Annotated in this window: 17 protein-coding genes; 10 read left to right on the top strand and 7 right to left on the bottom strand. The window is 68.8% G+C overall.

Annotated elements, in window-relative coordinates:
- Nucleotides 1-328: 328 nt before the first annotated feature.
- Nucleotides 329-1,192, bottom strand: a complete 864-nt coding sequence (locus tag B9H04_RS10440; RefSeq protein ID WP_049930328.1) for an inositol monophosphatase family protein — start codon at nt 1,190-1,192, stop codon at nt 329-331.
- A 117-nt stretch (nt 1,193-1,309) separates the two neighbouring features.
- Between B9H04_RS10440 and B9H04_RS10445 the strand changes: the two genes are divergently transcribed.
- Nucleotides 1,310-1,567: a hypothetical protein gene (locus B9H04_RS10445; RefSeq protein WP_049930330.1), complete on the top strand. Its 258-nt coding sequence runs from the start codon at nt 1,310-1,312 to the stop codon at nt 1,565-1,567.
- Nucleotides 1,568-1,631: 64 nt separating this feature from the next.
- On the opposite strand, the gene B9H04_RS10450 is transcribed toward B9H04_RS10445, so the two are convergent.
- The 3 genes from B9H04_RS10450 to B9H04_RS10460 form a co-directional block, all read right to left on the bottom strand.
- Nucleotides 1,632-3,209 (bottom strand): hypothetical protein, encoded by a 1,578-nt coding sequence (locus tag B9H04_RS10450; protein ID WP_049930332.1) that lies wholly within the window; start codon nt 3,207-3,209, stop codon nt 1,632-1,634.
- 172 nt (nt 3,210-3,381) lie between these two features.
- Nucleotides 3,382-3,924, bottom strand: a complete 543-nt coding sequence (locus B9H04_RS10455) for a hypothetical protein (protein ID WP_049930333.1) — start codon at nt 3,922-3,924, stop codon at nt 3,382-3,384.
- 302 nt (nt 3,925-4,226) lie between these two features.
- Complete coding sequence (locus tag B9H04_RS10460; protein WP_137692055.1) at nt 4,227-5,021, bottom strand: hypothetical protein; 795 nt, start codon at nt 5,019-5,021, stop codon at nt 4,227-4,229.
- Nucleotides 5,022-5,470: 449 nt separating this feature from the next.
- On the opposite strand from B9H04_RS10460, the gene B9H04_RS10465 reads away from it, so the two are divergent.
- Both B9H04_RS10465 and B9H04_RS10470 read left to right on the top strand, forming a co-directional pair.
- A complete protein-coding gene (locus B9H04_RS10465) occupies nt 5,471-6,055 on the top strand; it encodes a DUF7344 domain-containing protein (RefSeq protein ID WP_049930337.1) in 585 nt (194 codons plus the stop codon).
- Nucleotides 6,052-6,912, top strand: a complete 861-nt coding sequence (locus B9H04_RS10470; RefSeq protein WP_049930339.1) for a hypothetical protein — start codon at nt 6,052-6,054, stop codon at nt 6,910-6,912. Before B9H04_RS10465 ends, B9H04_RS10470 begins: the two co-directional genes overlap by 4 nt.
- Nucleotides 6,913-6,918: 6 nt before the next feature.
- On the opposite strand, the gene B9H04_RS10475 is transcribed toward B9H04_RS10470, so the two are convergent.
- The 3 genes from B9H04_RS10475 to priS form a co-directional block, all read right to left on the bottom strand.
- Nucleotides 6,919-8,169: an MBL fold metallo-hydrolase gene (locus B9H04_RS10475; protein WP_085682682.1), complete on the bottom strand. Its 1,251-nt coding sequence runs from the start codon at nt 8,167-8,169 to the stop codon at nt 6,919-6,921.
- A gap of 105 nt (nt 8,170-8,274) precedes the next feature.
- Nucleotides 8,275-9,405: a hypothetical protein gene (locus tag B9H04_RS10480; RefSeq protein ID WP_049930342.1), complete on the bottom strand. Its 1,131-nt coding sequence runs from the start codon at nt 9,403-9,405 to the stop codon at nt 8,275-8,277.
- Between the two features lie 10 nt (nt 9,406-9,415).
- Entirely contained in the window at nt 9,416-10,579 is a 1,164-nt protein-coding gene (gene priS, locus B9H04_RS10485; RefSeq protein ID WP_049930344.1) for a DNA primase small subunit PriS, read from the bottom strand.
- 313 nt (nt 10,580-10,892) lie between these two features.
- Here priS and B9H04_RS10490 point away from each other — a divergent pair, with 313 nt between their 5' ends.
- The 7 genes from B9H04_RS10490 to B9H04_RS10515 all read left to right on the top strand — a co-directional run bounded on the left by B9H04_RS10490 (nt 10,893) and on the right by B9H04_RS10515 (nt 16,237).
- Nucleotides 10,893-11,117 (top strand): hypothetical protein, encoded by a 225-nt coding sequence (locus tag B9H04_RS10490; protein WP_049930346.1) that lies wholly within the window; start codon nt 10,893-10,895, stop codon nt 11,115-11,117.
- 117 nt (nt 11,118-11,234) lie between these two features.
- Nucleotides 11,235-11,381, top strand: coding sequence for a hypothetical protein (locus B9H04_RS18695; RefSeq protein WP_167373080.1), 147 nt, complete (start codon nt 11,235-11,237; stop codon nt 11,379-11,381).
- A gap of 510 nt (nt 11,382-11,891) precedes the next feature.
- The gene (locus B9H04_RS10495; protein WP_004597247.1) at nt 11,892-12,167 is read left to right on the top strand and encodes a PadR family transcriptional regulator; all 276 of its coding nucleotides are present in this window, start codon (nt 11,892-11,894) and stop codon (nt 12,165-12,167) included.
- A 131-nt stretch (nt 12,168-12,298) separates the two neighbouring features.
- The gene (gatD, locus tag B9H04_RS10500; RefSeq protein WP_085682683.1) at nt 12,299-13,618 is read left to right on the top strand and encodes a Glu-tRNA(Gln) amidotransferase subunit GatD; all 1,320 of its coding nucleotides are present in this window, start codon (nt 12,299-12,301) and stop codon (nt 13,616-13,618) included.
- Entirely contained in the window at nt 13,615-14,670 is a 1,056-nt protein-coding gene (locus B9H04_RS10505) for a GNAT family N-acetyltransferase (RefSeq protein WP_049930349.1), read from the top strand. The genes gatD and B9H04_RS10505 overlap by 4 nt, the downstream gene beginning before the upstream one ends.
- Nucleotides 14,667-14,879, top strand: coding sequence for a hypothetical protein (locus B9H04_RS10510; protein WP_049930351.1), 213 nt, complete (start codon nt 14,667-14,669; stop codon nt 14,877-14,879). The genes B9H04_RS10505 and B9H04_RS10510 overlap by 4 nt, the downstream gene beginning before the upstream one ends.
- Nucleotides 14,880-14,959: 80 nt before the next feature.
- Nucleotides 14,960-16,237 (top strand): DUF6498-containing protein, encoded by a 1,278-nt coding sequence (locus B9H04_RS10515; protein ID WP_085682684.1) that lies wholly within the window; start codon nt 14,960-14,962, stop codon nt 16,235-16,237.
- Nucleotides 16,238-16,283: the final 46 nt, after the last annotated feature.

Genomic DNA, 16,283 nt, shown 5'->3' on the forward strand with positions numbered 1-16,283 from the left:
CGTCGAGTCTCGTGGGCTCGGAGATGTGTATAGGGGACGGCGCGAGGACGACGCAGGCGACGTAAGCACCGCAGCGAGTGAGCGGAGCGAACGAGCGAGGAGCGCAACGAGCGTGCGTCGTCCTCGCGACTGGGGCTTCGGCGGTGTTCGCCGTCGATCCGCCACCAGTCATTTATAAACAAGCGACTGTGGCTTCGGCGGTGTTCGCCGTCGATCCGCTATCAGCCAGTTATATCTGAACGGATACGGCGGCTATCCACCGATCGGCGACCTCGATTTATCACCTAACGACTCGGCACTGACCAGCAACGACTACGGACTCCGCTTATCAGTCTGATTCGATCTCGTTCGCGGCCGCGAGCACCTCGTCGTGGAGTGCGCCGTTCGAGGCGACCAGCCCGGTCGAGTCGTGCCGCCAGCGGTTCCCGTCCAAGTCCGTCACGCGCCCGCCGGCCTGCCGGATCGCGAAGACGCCTGCCACCGTGTCCCACGGGTTCGCCGCGACGTTCGTGATCGTCCCCTCCAGCCCGCCGGCGGCGACGGTGGGCAGGACCACCTGCGCCGCGCCGAGCCGGCGCATATCGCCGAAGCGGGTGACAATCGCCTCGCAGGCGCGGGCGTACTCGTCGCGGGCGTCGTATTCCCACCAGATCGTCGGGTCGACGGTCGCGTGCCGGGTCTCGGTCACGCCGCTCACCGCGATCGGTTCGCCGTTGCGGTACGCGCCCTCGGCGTCGGCGATGTAGGTGTCGCCGAGCGCGGGCGCGACGATCGCCGCCGCCACCGGCTCGCCGTCGACGACGGCGGCGACCGCGGTGGCCCACACGCGGATGTCGCGGACGTAGTTGTGGGTTCCGTCGATGGGGTCGATCACCCACGCGGGGCCCGACTCGGGGACCGTCTTGCGCTCGTCCTCTTCCTCGCCGACGACCGCGTCGTCGGGGTACGACTCGCGGATCGACTCGATGACGGCGCGCTGGGCGGCGCGGTCCGCCTCGGTCACCACGTCGTCCTCGCCTTTCGTCTCCACCGCGATGTCGCTCCGGAAGCCCTCGTTCGCCACCGCGGCGCCCGCCTCCGCGGCACGCTTCGCGACCGCGGCGCGTTCGTCGACGTCGTCCGTGCGGGCCGCGGGAGCGGGGACCTCCTCGCGCCCGCCCGAATCGGCGCCGCGCTCGTCTGCGTCGGTCATGCGCCCAGTCGACGCCGCCGCGGAGTATAAACGTCGGTTCGACGCGGGGCGCGAGTCGAAATTAACTCAGTTCCGAATCCGAGTACATTTAAGTAGGTCGGAGTCGGACAATTGGATATGAAACCCGAGGAAGCGGTCCGTCAGCTCGAGTACACCATCGACGCCTCGCTCGACGAGATCGGTCAGCGCGCCGCCGCCGGCTACCGGCCCACCTTCGAGCGCGTCGCCGAGCGCGCCGACGGGGCCGCGGTGTACGACCTCGCGGGCGAACTCTCCGAAGAGGTCGTCGACGGCTCTTGCCCCTCCCCGGCGGAGGCGAACGCGGCCGCCGAGCGCGTCCTCGACGACTGGGCGTACACCGACGGCGGGGAGTAGGAACGTTAGCCTCGCGGTCCGGCTCTTCTCTCGCGTCTCTTGTCTCGACCGCTACCCACGGCGATCACCGCGGCGCGCGCCGAACTAGGAATAGCGTCGCGAGGACGATCCCGACGAGCGCCGCGAGCCCCGCGAGGTCGCTGAGATCGAACTCGGACAGCTCCGGACTCGACCCGCCGCCGTCGTCCGCCGATCCCGGTGCTCCATCGTCGCCGTTCCCTACTCTGTCTCCGGCGTCAAACTCGGTTCCATCGTCGCCCGAGCCCTCCGCTTGATCCGTCACCGTGACGGATCCGAGGATCGGACCGTCCCCAGTCGCTCTCGTCCTGACCGCCTCGCCCGCGAGAACGAGGTCGTACTCCCCCGGCTCACTGAACCGAACCGTCACCGACTCGGTCGCCGTCGCGCCCGGGCCGATATCGACCGCGACCGCTTCGTCGCCCGCGACCGCCTCGGCGTCGGCAGTCTCGACCCGGATCGTCTCGTCCCTTGCGGGGGCCGGCCCGCGGTTCTCGATGTCGACCGCGACCGTCAGGGGCTCGCCAGGCGCGACCTCCTCGTCGGAGAGGTTCGTCTCGGTCGGGGCCAGCGCCGGGCGCTCGGCCGCGACCGCGAACGCGGAGAACTCCTCGGTGGCGGCCCGCAGCCTGACCGTCTCGCTCCCCTCGTCGACGACGCGCATCTCGGCGCGCTCCCAGCCCGTCTCGGTCTCGCGGTAGGCGGCGACCCGCTCGGGGGCGACCCCGGCCGCGGCGAGCCGGTCGCGGTCCACGACGATCTCGGCGGTCGCCTCCGCGACCGGCTGGCCGGGCTCCGCGAACTCGACCGCGTAGTACCCGAGGGGGTCGACGCCAGGCGGTGGCGGCGGCGCCTCCGCAGGCCGGTCGCTCAGTCCCCGCACCGCGAACTCGACGTCGCCGGGCGACTCCCGGACGAACGTCAGCCGGTCGAGCCGGATCGCGGGGTCGCCGACGCGGAGCCCCCGCAGGTCGACCGCGGTCTCGTCCCCGCCGACGACCGACCGGAGCGTCACCTCTCGGACGCTCGGGGACGCGCGAGCGACCGAGACGATCGGGTCGGTGGTGAGGCTCGGGTCGTCGGCCTCGCCGCCGTCGCCGCTCGGGTTCTCTCCGTAGGGCGGTTCCTCCGGCTCCGCGGCTCTAGCGTGGACCGATATCTCGTCGATGAGTCGGTCGCCCGGGACGACCCCGGCGACGCGGGTGTCGATCCGGACGCCTACCGGGACGGCGTCGTTCTCGGGCGTGAGCCGCGCGGCCCGCTCGGGGCTCTCGACCGGCTCGCCGTCGACGACGAAGGTGACGCCCGTGCCCTTGTGTTCGATCCACGCCTCGGCGGTCGCGTTCCCGTCGTAGGTGATATAGAAGAGCGCCTCTTGGGCGGCGAACGCGCCGACGTTGACCCCATCGTGTTCGATTCGGGGGTTGTCCTCGGTGATGTCGATCGCGAGTTCGCCGCCTTCGTCGAGGTATGCGTAGGGGTTGTCGCCGGGCTGGAGAGCGACGTCGTCGGTGATGGGATCGATGGGTTGATACAAGACGACAGCGCCGGTGGAGACCGCGAGGAGGACGGTGACCGCAACGGCAGCGAGCGCGAGGAAAGAGGTCGATGCTCGGGACGACATTAAATATAATGATCTATCTCGAGGTACCAAAGTAATCGGTCCTCAATTAGGCATCGAGCAGTGGCCTCGTATTATAAACTATATATACTTATCAATCAACATATGTATACTCGACAAGAGGATCAGATCACGACGGAACGCGTCTCATCGTCAGCCGAAAATTAAAATTCGGTTAGGAGACGGCACCGGGCTCGACCGTCAGCGACGCGGTGAAGAAGTCCCCGACGTCGCCACTATAAGAGTTGACGACAAATGAAACACCTAACGCGTCGCCAGGATCGAGTTCTAGTGACGGTGCTGCGGTCTGGTCTGGATACCGAACTCCGGACAGTTTCTCGCTCGAATCATGGATTTCGAACAGGAATCTCGTGTGACCGGCATCCGAGCTGTTGCTGGTCAGATCTAAGGTGAAGGTGATACTCATCGTGCTATCCGTCTGGTTTGATATCAGGAAAGGCGATTCGAAGTCGTCGGTACTGGCACCGACCGGATTGCTCGTCGTTTCCAACGTGGACCAATCCGGCGTCACCTTGGGATACGTCTCAGTGAGGTAACCGAACTGGTAGATAGAGTTGACATTAACTCCCGGATCGGCGATGGAGATCGATAACTGGCCGTTGTCAGCTTTAGTAACGCCGGCAGCCTCATTGTTCGGAATCAGAGCGACGAGGCTTTGCGAGTCGCTGACGACTGAGATGTTTGCGTCTCGGTTCATTGAGCAGGGGTAAATGCTCCAGTTCCGAGCGTTGCGCTGCCGCCCGTGACAGTCGCACTCAGTCCGAGGAGAAGTTTTATTCGTTTCATTAGTGTTTCAGACGGCTATCCAAGTTGTGATAGAATCTTCCGTACGTCCTCCACTCATTATCGTAACTCCTTGCCGCGCAACTGACTCTCGCTTTGCCGTGAATCGGAGTTGTCCCACCGTTTTCAGACTTTGTGGGTGGCAGCGTATCGAAGTGAAAAGTGGAGCCGTCAACAGCGTAGCCGCGTGCTGTCGAAGGCTACTTGAGCGTGTAATTATTCCACGCCGGGATCTGCCGCCTCGTTGGCGCTGATGACGAGTTCCTCAGCTAGCAAGGTACCAGCACCCGTCTCGCCACCAGTCGTGTCCACTTGGATTGAGACGTAGACCGACTCGCCCGGAGGGATTGCCTCGTCTTGCGGATTTCCGTTGTTGAAACTCAGAGCCTCAGTTGCCTCGTCTTTTTCAGGGCTATCGTCCTCGTCGTTTAGGTCAAGTTCCGAAGTGTTCGTCGCGGTCGCACCATCAAGCTGGCTATCGGCGCCGCTTCCGCTGATAGCGGTCGCCTTCCCCTGTAGGTACACTGTCGCGTTAGTATTCGAGCTGGAAGTATTCAGTCCGATCTCAATATCGAGCGTTTGTCCGCTCTGATTACTGAGGACGAAAGCCGACTGATCCACAGGAGGAGACACGTTAGCGGTAGCGAGCGGCTCGCCTTCACCCTCAGCAGCCGGGGTGGTGTTTGAGTCGAAGAGACTCTCAAAGTCGATACCATCTCCAGTCGCGCCATCGTTCATCGCGCCGAGTTGGTACCGTGAGTCATCGTTAACACCAGATCCGCTCGCATCCTCATCAAAATCAATGTACAGCTCGCCGCCTGATTTGCCAACCCTATCTCCGACACCACGGGCGCCACCGGCATTAAGCTGGAGGTAGGCGTTACTGTCGTTCTGAACCCCGATGTCCGCAGTACGCGGCACCGTTGCTGCGGTAAATGCCCCAGTCCCTGTTGCGGCTGCCCCGCCGGCAGCGAGCGATCCGAGTCCGATCACGAACTTGCGCCGTTCCATGTCGTATCTCACCTGTGTTCACGCACCCTCGCAGCCCGGCCGTCCGGGCCGGGAGCGCTCGGATAACCCATACGGGGCATGGTACTTCGTTATGAAATTCTCGACACGATCACGCGCTGGGCTCGATGACGCGACATGAGCGCCTCGATACGGATCGACCGCTCTTCGCGGCCCGTATCGAGCTGACCTTGAATCCGACGTGGAGACGCTGAAGCTGGCACCTGAAGCGCTCGCCGCGTCTCGAACACTACCTGAATACACGCGAGGACTCCGCTCCGCGGTTCAACCGTCTCTCGAGGAACCGACGAGCCGAACGTTTTCTCATCACCTTTCTTAAATTAACAAGTTAATTATCCAACCTGTTTATGATAGATACAATCACACATACAAGTGAATATCGCCGGTTCGCGGGAGGGGCCGACCGGCGCCTAATTAGGGTGCTCACACCGATGCTCTCTACAACTCCGACACGCGAGACGGGTCAGAACGGAGGTGAACTGTCCGAAGACGAGGTCTTCGAAGTCCTGTCGAACAGACGACGCCGCTTCGTCATTCACGCGCTCAAGCGGGCGGAAGGCCCGATCGAGGTCTCCGAACTCTCCACGCACGTCACCGCGTGGGAACACGATATCGACCCGACGGACGTCAAGTACGAGGACCGCCGAAACGTGTACAGCACCCTTCAGCGCACGCACCTGCCGAAGTTAGAGGAGGTGAACGTGGTGACGGTCGACGACGAGGCCAACCTCGTCGAGCCGACACCCGAGCTGGAGAGCCTCGACATCTACGTCGAAGTCCTCCGAAGCAGGGAGATCCCGTGGAGCCTCTACTACGTCGGGCTCGCGGCCCTCGCCGCCTCGCTCCTCCTCGCCGTCGTCACGGGGACACCGGGATTCGCCGGGCTGGAGGCGCTCGACGTGGGGGTGTTCACTGCCACCGTCTTCGGGATCTCCTCGGTGGCCCACCACGTCATCGGCCGCAGGACGCGCTTGGGGAACACCGAGAAACCCCCCGAACTCCGCCGCCGAGAATGAACGTCGCTACGTCGCCGTCGACCCGCGTACGGCCGCTCCGCGCGCTGAGCATCGCGCTCGCGTTCGCGGCGGCGACCGGGCTGATATTCGGCACCGCCGGGTTCACCGCGATGGAGGCCAACCGCGGGCTCGCGGTCAACGTCACCGACGACGAGCGCGCGTACCTCGGCTCCGCGCCGCTCGCCGACGAAGTCCGCGACGGAGAGCTGACGGCAGTCGTCGAGTACCGCAACCGGTTCGGGAGCGGTCTCGACGACATCGACGTCGACGTATCGATCGCGCCGTCCGGATCGCCACGTGCGACGATCGAGTCAGTCGACTCCCCCTCGTCGCTCGACGAGGGCGCCGCCGCCGCGGTCGACGTCACCCTGCGCTGCCCGGTGCGGGAGCAAGTCCCGCTCGTCTTCGAGGTCGACGGGAACGGCGGCGGGGTGAGCGTCTCGCTCAGCCGCGTCCACACCGTCACATGCGTCCCGACGAGCCCGATGGTGACCGGCGTCCGGTACGCGGGCGTCGGGAACGCCTTCGTCGAGGCGGGCGGGGAACGCGCGACCGTCGAGGCGACCGTTTGGCTCACCGACTCCGTCCCGGGTGCGAACGGTTCCGAGGGGAGTCTCCGGTCCGAAACTGTCGCGAGCCTGAATCCGTCGAGTCCAGTGCGGCCGCAGCTATCGACTAACGCGTCGAACGAGCGGATCGTCGGCGTCGCGTTCCCCGAGCAGGGGGTCGCGTACTTCCACCCGGGGTGGAACGGAGCGAACCACGTCGCTCCGAGAGAGGGCCCCGGCGTCAGACGAACGGGGGTTCCGCTCGACGCCGAAACCGTCCGGAACACGTCCGTCGTCGAGGACGAGTGACCCCGTTCACAGCTCGATTCGCTCGCCGACCTCGGGCGCGCTCGCGTCGACCCCGTCCGCGCGCAGGTCCGCGGCGAACGCCTCGCAGCGGTCGCCGTGGTTCACCAGCACGCGCGCGTCCCGGTACGCGTCGAGGAACGACTCCAGCCCCTCGCGGTCGGCGTGCGCGGAGAAGTCGTACGACGACACCCGCGCGCTCACGGGCCTGACCTGCCCGTTCAGCTCCAACCGCCCGCGCTCCTGTAGCTCGCGGCCGGGCGTCCCCTCCACCTGGTACCCCGTGAGCGTCACGAGGTTCGTCGGGCTCGTCCTGATCTCCGGGAGGTACGTCTGGACCGGGCCGCCCGCGAGCATCCCGGAGGTGGTGACGATCAGCGCGCTCTCGGCGGCGACCCGCTTCCGCTGGCCGTCGCGGCCCGTGACGACGCGCGCCTGCCCGACCGCCCCCCCGAACGCGTCGGCGTCACGGAGGAACGACGGGTACCGCCGGAGCGTTTCCGTCACCCCGACGCCCATCCCGTCCACGTACGGCGCGAGGTCGTTCGCGCCCGCGCCGAGGAGCATCTCCTGCGTCCGGCCGATGGCGAACGCGGGCGCGACGACGGTGCCGCCCTCCCAGAGGGTCCGCTCGACGCGCTCGGCCCACGCCGACTCCACCGCGGCGCGGTCCTCGTGCGTCACGTCCGCGTAGGTGGACTCACAGATCACCGCGTCGGCGTCGGGGCGCGCCGTCGTCCCCGCGACCAGCCGCTGGTCGTCGGTGTGGAAGTCGCCGGTGTACAGCAGCCGAGTGTCTCCGTCGTCGACGAGGACGTGCGCCGAGCCCGGAATGTGCCCGGCCGAGAACAGCGTCACCTCGTAGCCGCCGCCGTCGATCCCGCCCGCGACCGGGAAGGGGTCGCCGTAGCCGTGTCGCACCTCCACTTCGCCCAACCGCGCGACGTGCTCGGCCCCAAACGGGCACAGCGGGCTGTTCCCGTGGAGCTTCAGCGTGTCCTCGGCGAGCGTCCGCGCGAGCTCCCCGGTCGGCGGCGTCCAGTGGATCGGCGGGCGGCGGTCGCCCTTCAGCAGCGCGGGGACCGCGCCGACGTGGTCGAGGTGTCCGTGCGAGACGACGACCGCGTCGGGCTCGGGATCGCGAACCGGGTACTGCGGCGGCTCCGCGGTCATCAGTCCGTAGTCCACGAGCAGCGCGTCGTCGACGAGGAGGGCGCTCCGCCCCACCTCGCGGGCGCCGCCGAGGAACTCGATCTCCATCGAGGGACCGTAGCGGCCGCTGGCGTTAGTGTCCGTCGGTCGGTCGAGCGGCGCTGTCGACCGCAGTGAGTCACTCACTCGGGCGACCGACCTCGCCGACCGCGGTCAGTCGATCCGCTCGGCGGCGTCGCGCTGGACGAGCGGGTCGACGTTCTCGACGGGCAGTGAGACCACGTCCTCGCTCGCGAGCTCGTACTCCCGCTCGTCGACGCCGAAGATCGCTCCCACGTCGCGGGTGATCCGCACCGTGGCTCGCTCGGTGGGCCGGTCAGGCTCCGAACCGGCACCCGGCTCCGCAGCCGCGTCCGATCCGCCCCCTGCCGGCGACTCGGGGATCGCTCCCCCGTCCGTCGTCGCGCCGGGGTCGGCCCCCTCGTCCGTGTCTCCCGCGGGGCGATCGCCCGGGACCGTGCCGCTGTCGCCGATCGCGCTGTCGCCGATCGTGTCGTCGGCGTCGGCCGCGTCGTCGGCCCCGACCGCTCCCGGAGGCGCCGGTTCGGGGGGCACCGGCGTCGGACCCTCGCCGCCGTCGGACGCGGACTCGGGGTCGGGCGCCGGGCGGTCCTCGTTCGGCTCCGGCTCGGCGTCGGCGGAGGAGTCTCCCCCGTCGCCGCCCATCGCGCCGGCGAGGGCACCGGCGTCGCCCGACGCCGTAGCGGCGTCCGACGGCTCGGGTTCCGGGTCGGCGGGAGCCGCGTCCGCGTCCGACGGCTCGGGGCCACCGTCGGGTGAGTCGGTGCCTGCCCGACTCGGGTCCGGCGTCCTCGCTTCGGGGGCCGAGGACCCCTCCTCGGTCCCGAGCGGCCGGTCGTCGCCGTCCGCGGTCGCGGACTCGTCCGGGACCGGCGACTCGCCCGCGAGCACGTCGAGCACCGCTGACTTGTTCGCGCTGATGCGCTCGACGAGGTCGTCGAACAGCCGCCGCTCCTCGGCCGTCATTCCCTCCTCGTCGACGGACATGTCGGCCGCGGCGAAGGAGGCGAGCTTGACGACCTTCCCGACCCGGCGCTCGTAGAGCGCCTCGGCGACCTCCTCCGCGGTCTCCACCTCGTCGGAGAGCCGTCGGACATCGTCGTCGGAGAACGGGTTCTCGACCTGCTCGGCGCGGCGGTCGCGCGCGGCGCGCAGGTCCGCGACGTACGCGCCCACGTCGTCGTAAAACGAGTCCCGCAGGTGCTGGAGGCTGTCCTTCCGGCGCTCCTTCGCCTGCGCGGATCGGAGTTCGTCGAGGTTCATTTGTCGTCGGTCATCGTTCGGGAGCTTTCCGCGCCTCGCCGCGGGCCATCAGGAAGGCTCCCGCGAACTCGGGCACGGTGTTTCTACCGGATTCAACTCTGACGCGCTCGCCGTTTAATTCTACCGTCCGATCCGCGTCCGTCTCGATCCGGATCTCGCGGCCGACGAACCGGTCCGGGACCGCGTCCCGGAGCGGGTCGAAGTCGGCGAGCTCGTCGCGGTCGAGCGGCGTGACGACGAGCGCGGAGCCGCCGTGGAGCGTCCCCGGGAGCCGGATGAGCCGCCGGGTATCGGTCGTCACCGGCTCGTCGATCGGCGCGGCGTCGGTCGCGGCGACGCGCGCGGCGAGCGCGGAGACGAGCCGGCGGACGCCCGGCCCGCCGGCCTCCACGTTGCCCTCGCGCACGGCGGTCGGGTTCCGGTCAAACGCGCCGAGGATCGTCTCCGCGCGCCCCTCGCCGATCCCGTCGAGTTCCATGAGGCGCTCGCGCGCGGCCTCGTCGCCCATCTCGCGGAGGTCGTCGGCGTACTCGACCAGCGCGTCGTGAACGCGCGCGCCCCACCCGCCCTCGGTGCGGAGGACGCGCTTCGTTGTCCCCCGCTCGGAGACCGTCCGGATCAGTCCGTCGCTGTCGAGGTCGATGGCGCGCACGTAGTCGACGATCTCGCGGCGCGCCTCGCTGTCCAACTCCCGCACGCTCTCGTCCCGGACGTGGACGTGGTAGCCCCGCCCACCGGAGAAGACGACCGTCACGTCTTCGAACGCGAAATCGTCGTCGATGAAGTCCAGCAGCCGCACGAGCGCGTCCTTACACGCCGCCAGCATCTCCGGGTAGGAGGTGGTCTCGGGGTCGACGCCGGGGAGGTGGTCGGCGTCCAGGTCGAAGACGAGGTCGGCGTTCCGCCACCCCTTCTGCCCCATCGTCGTCGCTCCGGGGTCGTCGTAGCGCGCGGCCGAGAAGTAGGCGTGCCGGGGCGCGTTGTCGGCGAAGAAGGTGTCCACGTCGCCGAGGTCGTACAGCGACTGGTGACGGACCATCGTCGTCCCCGACCCGGGGGTCCACGGGATGTGCCCCCACTCGCGGAGGTTCGCGTCGGGGGGGAGCGACAGCGACACCGACCGGTAGTAGTCGCCGAACCGCCCCCGGAGGTACTCGCGAGTCCGGTCGTCCATTCGTCTCCTCTCATATCCGCGGTCGACGTATCAACGTTACCGTTCGCCGGTGTCCGCGACAGTACTCATCGAAAAGACGCGGCGGCGCGTGGCGACGAGCGCTCGAAGAGCGCGAGCCGCGAGGCTGGGGAGGCGTGGGGCGCTGCGCGGTACGGGCGCGGCCCCGCGGCTGGGAATTTGCGGTGTCCTCTGTCGAACTACGATCCATATGTGTAACCAGGCGGCCGTGATTTGGCCTCAGGCCCTCTCCTCGTCACTGACCGTCGACAGCATTTAGTCCGGCACCGTCGTCGGCCGAACACGGCCGGTCCCCATGCTCGACGAGACACTCGACCTGCTCATCGACGAGGTCGCAAAGCTGGTCCCCGATGTCGTGTTGGGCGCGATATTTCTGGTGACCGGTCTCCTGACGGCGATGCTCGGCGTGGCGACGCTTCTCGGCGTGGCGACGGTCGGGTGGTCACCGCGGTTCGGCGGGGTACTGACCGCCGTCGGCGCACTCCTCGTGGTCGGCGTGGTCGTCTGGTGGTATCGATGACCCTCCGGATCCGGTGAGCCCTCAGTCAGTCGCGAGAGTCTCGGCGACGGCGCCCCGTCAACCGCTCGACACCCTTCCGGCCACAACACTATCCGGGACCGCTCCGTACCGAGTGGTATGCGTTCGGAAGAGGAGATCAGAGAGCAGTACGAGTTCCTGCGCGAGCAGTTGGACGACGAAGAGATGAACCACCGCGGCGTCGAGGAGCTGTTCGCGCACTACAAGCGCGCGCTCGGCTGGGTGTTAGAAGAAGAACACATGTGAGCGGCGTACAACACGTTTATTACGCTCTACCTGCTATCGTCAGGTGACGCTTCGTCTGGAGGGCCGAAGCGTCAGCGGGGACCAATCGGCAGGCTCGACGCGGCTTTTTTCCGCGTCGGGCGTGCCTTCTTCGAGCGCTAATCCGACAGCGTCCGGCATATCCTGCTTCGATAGCGCCTCGCACGCCCTGATCCGATAGCGCCTCGCACGCCCTGATCCGATAGCGCCTCGCCTCCGTCTCGTCGCGCCCGATCGGAGCCGCTCGGTTTCTCTCCGATCGGCGCCCTACTCCGACAGCCAGTCGTTCCTGTGAGCCGCGGGTTCCGGGCACGTATCAGGTAACCGTAACGACTTCCCATCGCCGAATACCCGCTCTATTTCGGATGACAGTTACGGAGTTGACAGAACGAACCCGTCGGTTACGGAGGCGTAGGTGCCGCCGGCTGGTCGTATGAGGACAGATGTAACGGTATATTTATTTATTTTCGGATAATATGTCTAAGCAGTCGTATGTATGACCTCACAGGTTTTCAGCGAGACCTGCTCTACGTGATCGCGGGGCTCGACGAGCCGCACGGGCTGGCCATCAAGGAGGAACTCGAAGAGTACTACGAAAAGGAGATCCACCACGGCCGCCTCTACCCGAACCTCGACACGCTCGTCGAGAAGGGGCTCGTCGAGAAGGGCCAGCGCGACCGCCGCACCAACTACTACACGCTGACCCGCCGCGGCCGCCGCGAGATCGAGGCCCGGACCGACTGGGAAGCCGAGTACATCGAGCACTGACCCGGCCGCCCGCCGCTCCCGCACTCGGTCGATAGCCGTCGGCCTCTCTTCTTCGTCGCCGTTTTTGCGACGCTCCCGTCGCGCCGCCTCGAACGGTTGGATTCAAGTCCGCCCCGGCGGAAGCGGAGCGTATGCAACCGGGAGATCGCGTCCGCGTCGAGCGCGGGGGCGTCACCAACGAGGGCGTACTGCTCCCCTCCACGACGCGCGACCACCTCGTCGTCAAGCTGGACGGCGGCTACAACGTCGGCATCGACCGCGAGGCGGCCGATGTCGAGGTGCTGGACTCCGCCGCCCGCGAGGTCGACCCTGCGGCCGAGACCGACGACGAAGCCGACGCCACCTCCGAGATCACCTTCGACGAGGACCTCCCCACCGTCTCGCTCATCTCCACCGGCGGGACGATCGCCTCCACCGTCGACTACCGGACCGGCGCCGTCACCGCGCAGTTCGACGCCGAGGACGTCCTCCGCGCCGTCCCAGAACTCGCCGGGCGCGCGAACTACCGCGGGCGCGTCGTCGCGAACATCCTCTCGGAGAACATGGAGCCGTCCATCTGGCGCGACCTCGCCGACGCGGTCGCCGAGGAGATCGAGGCCGGCGCCGACGGCGTCGTCGTGATGCACGGCACCGACACGATGCAGTACTCCGCGTCCGCGCTATCCTTTATGCTCGACTCGCCCGTCCCGGTCGTGTTCACGGGGAGCCAGCGCTCCGCGGACCGGCCCTCGTCGGACAACGTGATGAACGCGGTGTGCGCCGTCGAGGCCGCGAAGGCCGAGCATAGCGAGACCCTCGTCTGTATGCACGCCGACCCCTCCGACGACGCCTGCGCGCTCCACCGCGGCACGCGCGTCCGCAAGAATCACACCTCGCGCCGGGACGCCTTCGAGACGGTCGGCGCCGCGCCCCTCGGGCTGATCGACTACGAGCGCGCCGCGGAGGCGGGCGCCGACGGTGACGCGGCCGACGCTGCGATCGAGTGGAACCGCGAGCCGCGCCCGCGGGGCGGAACCGACGGGAGCGACGCGGCCGACGGCGACGCGATCGCGCTTGAGCCCTACCTCGACGGCGACGTGGAGCTGGTGAAGTTCACGCCCGGAATGGACCCGGCCGCGTGGGCGTACCTCGACGACAAGGACGGCGTCGTGATCGAGGGCACCGGGCTCGGCCACGTCCACACCGACCTCATCCCGCGGATCGAGGAGCTGGTCGAGGGCGGGACTGTCGTCGCGATGACGAGCCAGTGCCTTGAAGGTCGGGTCTGCGACCGCGTGTACGACACCGGCCGCGACCTGCTGGACGCCGGCGTCGTCGAGGCGGGCGACACCCTCCCCGGAACCGCGAAGGTGAAGCTGATGTGGGCGCTCGCGAACCGCGCGGACCCCGCCGACGCGATGACGCGTGACCTCGCGGGCGAGCTGACAGAGGAGTCGCGGCCCTGGCGATGAGCGAGGCAGCCGACGAGGCCGACGCAGCGCCGACCGTCGTCGTCCGCGAGGCGCGCCCCGCCGACGCCGACGCGGTCGCGGCGTTCACCCGCGACACGTGGGGCGAGCGCCACGAGGACTACATCCCTCGCGTGTTCCCGGAGTGGGCCGCGTCCGACGACCCGGACCGCGGCACCTTCGTGGCGACGCTCCCCCCGGACGCCGCCGACGTGGGCGACCTCGACGGCAGAGACGCGGGCGACACGCACGTCACGGGCGACGGCGACGGCGCCGCCGACGCGGGCGACCCCGAGGCGGTCGTCGGCTGTATCCAGGGCGCGCTCCTCAGCGAGTGGGAGGCGTGGGGACAGGGGATCCGCGTCGACCCCGCCGCACGCGGCCACGGCGTCGGGACCGCCCTCTCGGAGGCGGTGCTCGACTGGGCGCGCGGACGCGGCGCGACCGTCTGCCGCAACATGGTGTTCTCGTGGAACGTCATGGGACTCGGCCAGTCGCGCGCGGTCGGCTTCGACCCCGCGACGGAGTTCCGGTTCGCGGAGCCGGCGCCCGACCCGGACGCAATCGACCGCGACGCCGCCGGTCTCGACCGTCTCCCCGACCCCGACCCGAACGCGGCGTGGGCGTTCTGGAGCGACAGCGCCGCCCGCGACCGCCTGCGCGGCCTCGCGCTCGACCCGGACGAGTCGTGGGCCTGCTCCCGGCTCACCCGCGACGAGCTCGCGACAGCGGCCGCCGAGGACCGACTGCTCGCGGTCGCCGACGCCGACGCGCTCGCCGGCTTCGCGGTCCGGACCCGCGTGACGGAGCGCGAGGTCGACGGCGAGCCCACGCGGACCGCGGTCTACGGCGTCGCCGCGTGGCGCGACGTCGACGCGGCGGGCGCGCTGTACGACGCGATCGCCGCCGACGCCGCGGCGGCGGACGCCGACCGCGCTCGCGTGCTGATCCCCGAGACGGTCGAGCACGTCAGCGACACCGGCGCGAACCGCGTGCCGGTCGCGGCGGAGCCGGACTTCGTCATGTGCGCCGACCTCACCGGTGGAGACGGATGACGCTCTTCGGTCTCGCTCTCCCGTGGTCGCTGCCACTCACGCTCGTGATCTACGGCGTCGTCGTCGCCGCCGCGGTGTGGATCTACCGCGACGCGAGGGCGCGCGGGAGCCGCTACGCGGTCGTTTGGGCCGCCTCGACGCTCCTCTTCACGATCGTTCCGGTGCTGGCGTACCTCTATCTCCACCGCGACGCCGGTCCGGCGCGCTGAATCGGTCGCGCGCGGCACCGGTCCGAGCCCCCCGCCGAACCCCCGGCCGCTTATGTACGCCGACCCGGAACGACCGACGGATGCCCTCCTCTCGCCCGCCCGACGGGTTGCGCGCGCTGGCCCGCGGCCGTCGTCCCCGAGTCCTCTCGGTCGCGCTCGCGAACCTGCTCCCGCTCGTCGGCGTGGTCTCGCTCGGCTGGAACGCGGCCGCGCTGATGACGCTGTACTGGTTCGAACTCGGGATCGCCTCCGGGTGGGCGCTCGTCCGCGCGCTGTTCGCCGGACGCCCGTCCGAGATAGAACGCGACGGGCTGCTCAGCGGCCCGCTCGCACAGCGACGGGTCGCCCTGTCGATCCCGCGGACCGGCGTTCAGGTCCGGCTCTCGTCGCTGCTCGTCCTCCCCGTCGCCGCGCCGATCCTCGCGGTCGTCTGGCTGGTCGTCGGCACGCTCACGGTCGGCGTCGTCGTCGAGGAGGGGACCGTCTCGACCGTGGTCGACACGGTCGCGCTCGCGACGCTCGCCCTCTTCATCGGCGAGGGGGTCACGACGCTCGTCGAGTACTTCGGTCGCGGCGAGCACCGGGATCACAGCGCGCAGACCGCGATCCAAGGCGTGTTCGCTCAGGGCGCGGCGATCTTCTTCGGCGCGCTGTTCACCGTCACGATCGTCGGCGCGGGAACGCTGGAGGAGGACACGCCGATCTCTGCGATCGATCCGGACGCGATCGGGATTCCCCTCCTGCTCGGCATCGTCGCGGTGAAGTTCGCTTTCGACCTCGCGAGCCTGTACGGCGACCGACTGGCCGCGTTCGACGAGTCGTCGTCGCTCGATCTGGGGCTCTCCTACGACCCGCCCGCGGCCGAGCCGGTCGACGGATCGCTCGCGGAGCCGACCGAGACGGTCCGCCAGCCCCGCCGCGCTCGTCTCGCCGGGGCGCTGACGACGCCGCTCGGCCACCCGGGGCTCTGGTACGTCGGCGGGGGCCTCGCGCTCCTCGGCCTCCTGTTCGCGTTCGGCGGCGACTGGGGGACCGTCGCCCTCCTCCTCGCGGCCGCGCTCGCGGTCCCGCTCGCGCTCGCCGCGCTCGACCACGAACTCCGGCACGGGCTCGTCGAGTACCGCGCCGGCGACGGCGCGCTCGTCGCGCGCGACCGCCTGTCCGGCGCGACGATGTGGCGCGTCGAGCCGTGGGACGAGACGGATCTGCGGGTGGAGCGCCGGCGGCTCGACCGGCGGCTCGGGACCGAGACCGTCGTGATCGAACTGCGCGACGACGAGTACCGGATCCCGGGCCTCGACGACCCGGAGCCTGTCCTCGACGTGTTCGATCGGCGGCCGGACCGGCCGGACGGCTGACGGCTATCGATATCGATACGCGAACCCGAACGCCTAATTGGTCCCG

This window comes from Halorubrum ezzemoulense DSM 17463, from assembly GCF_002114285.1.
Classification (GTDB): domain Archaea; phylum Halobacteriota; class Halobacteria; order Halobacteriales; family Haloferacaceae; genus Halorubrum; species Halorubrum ezzemoulense.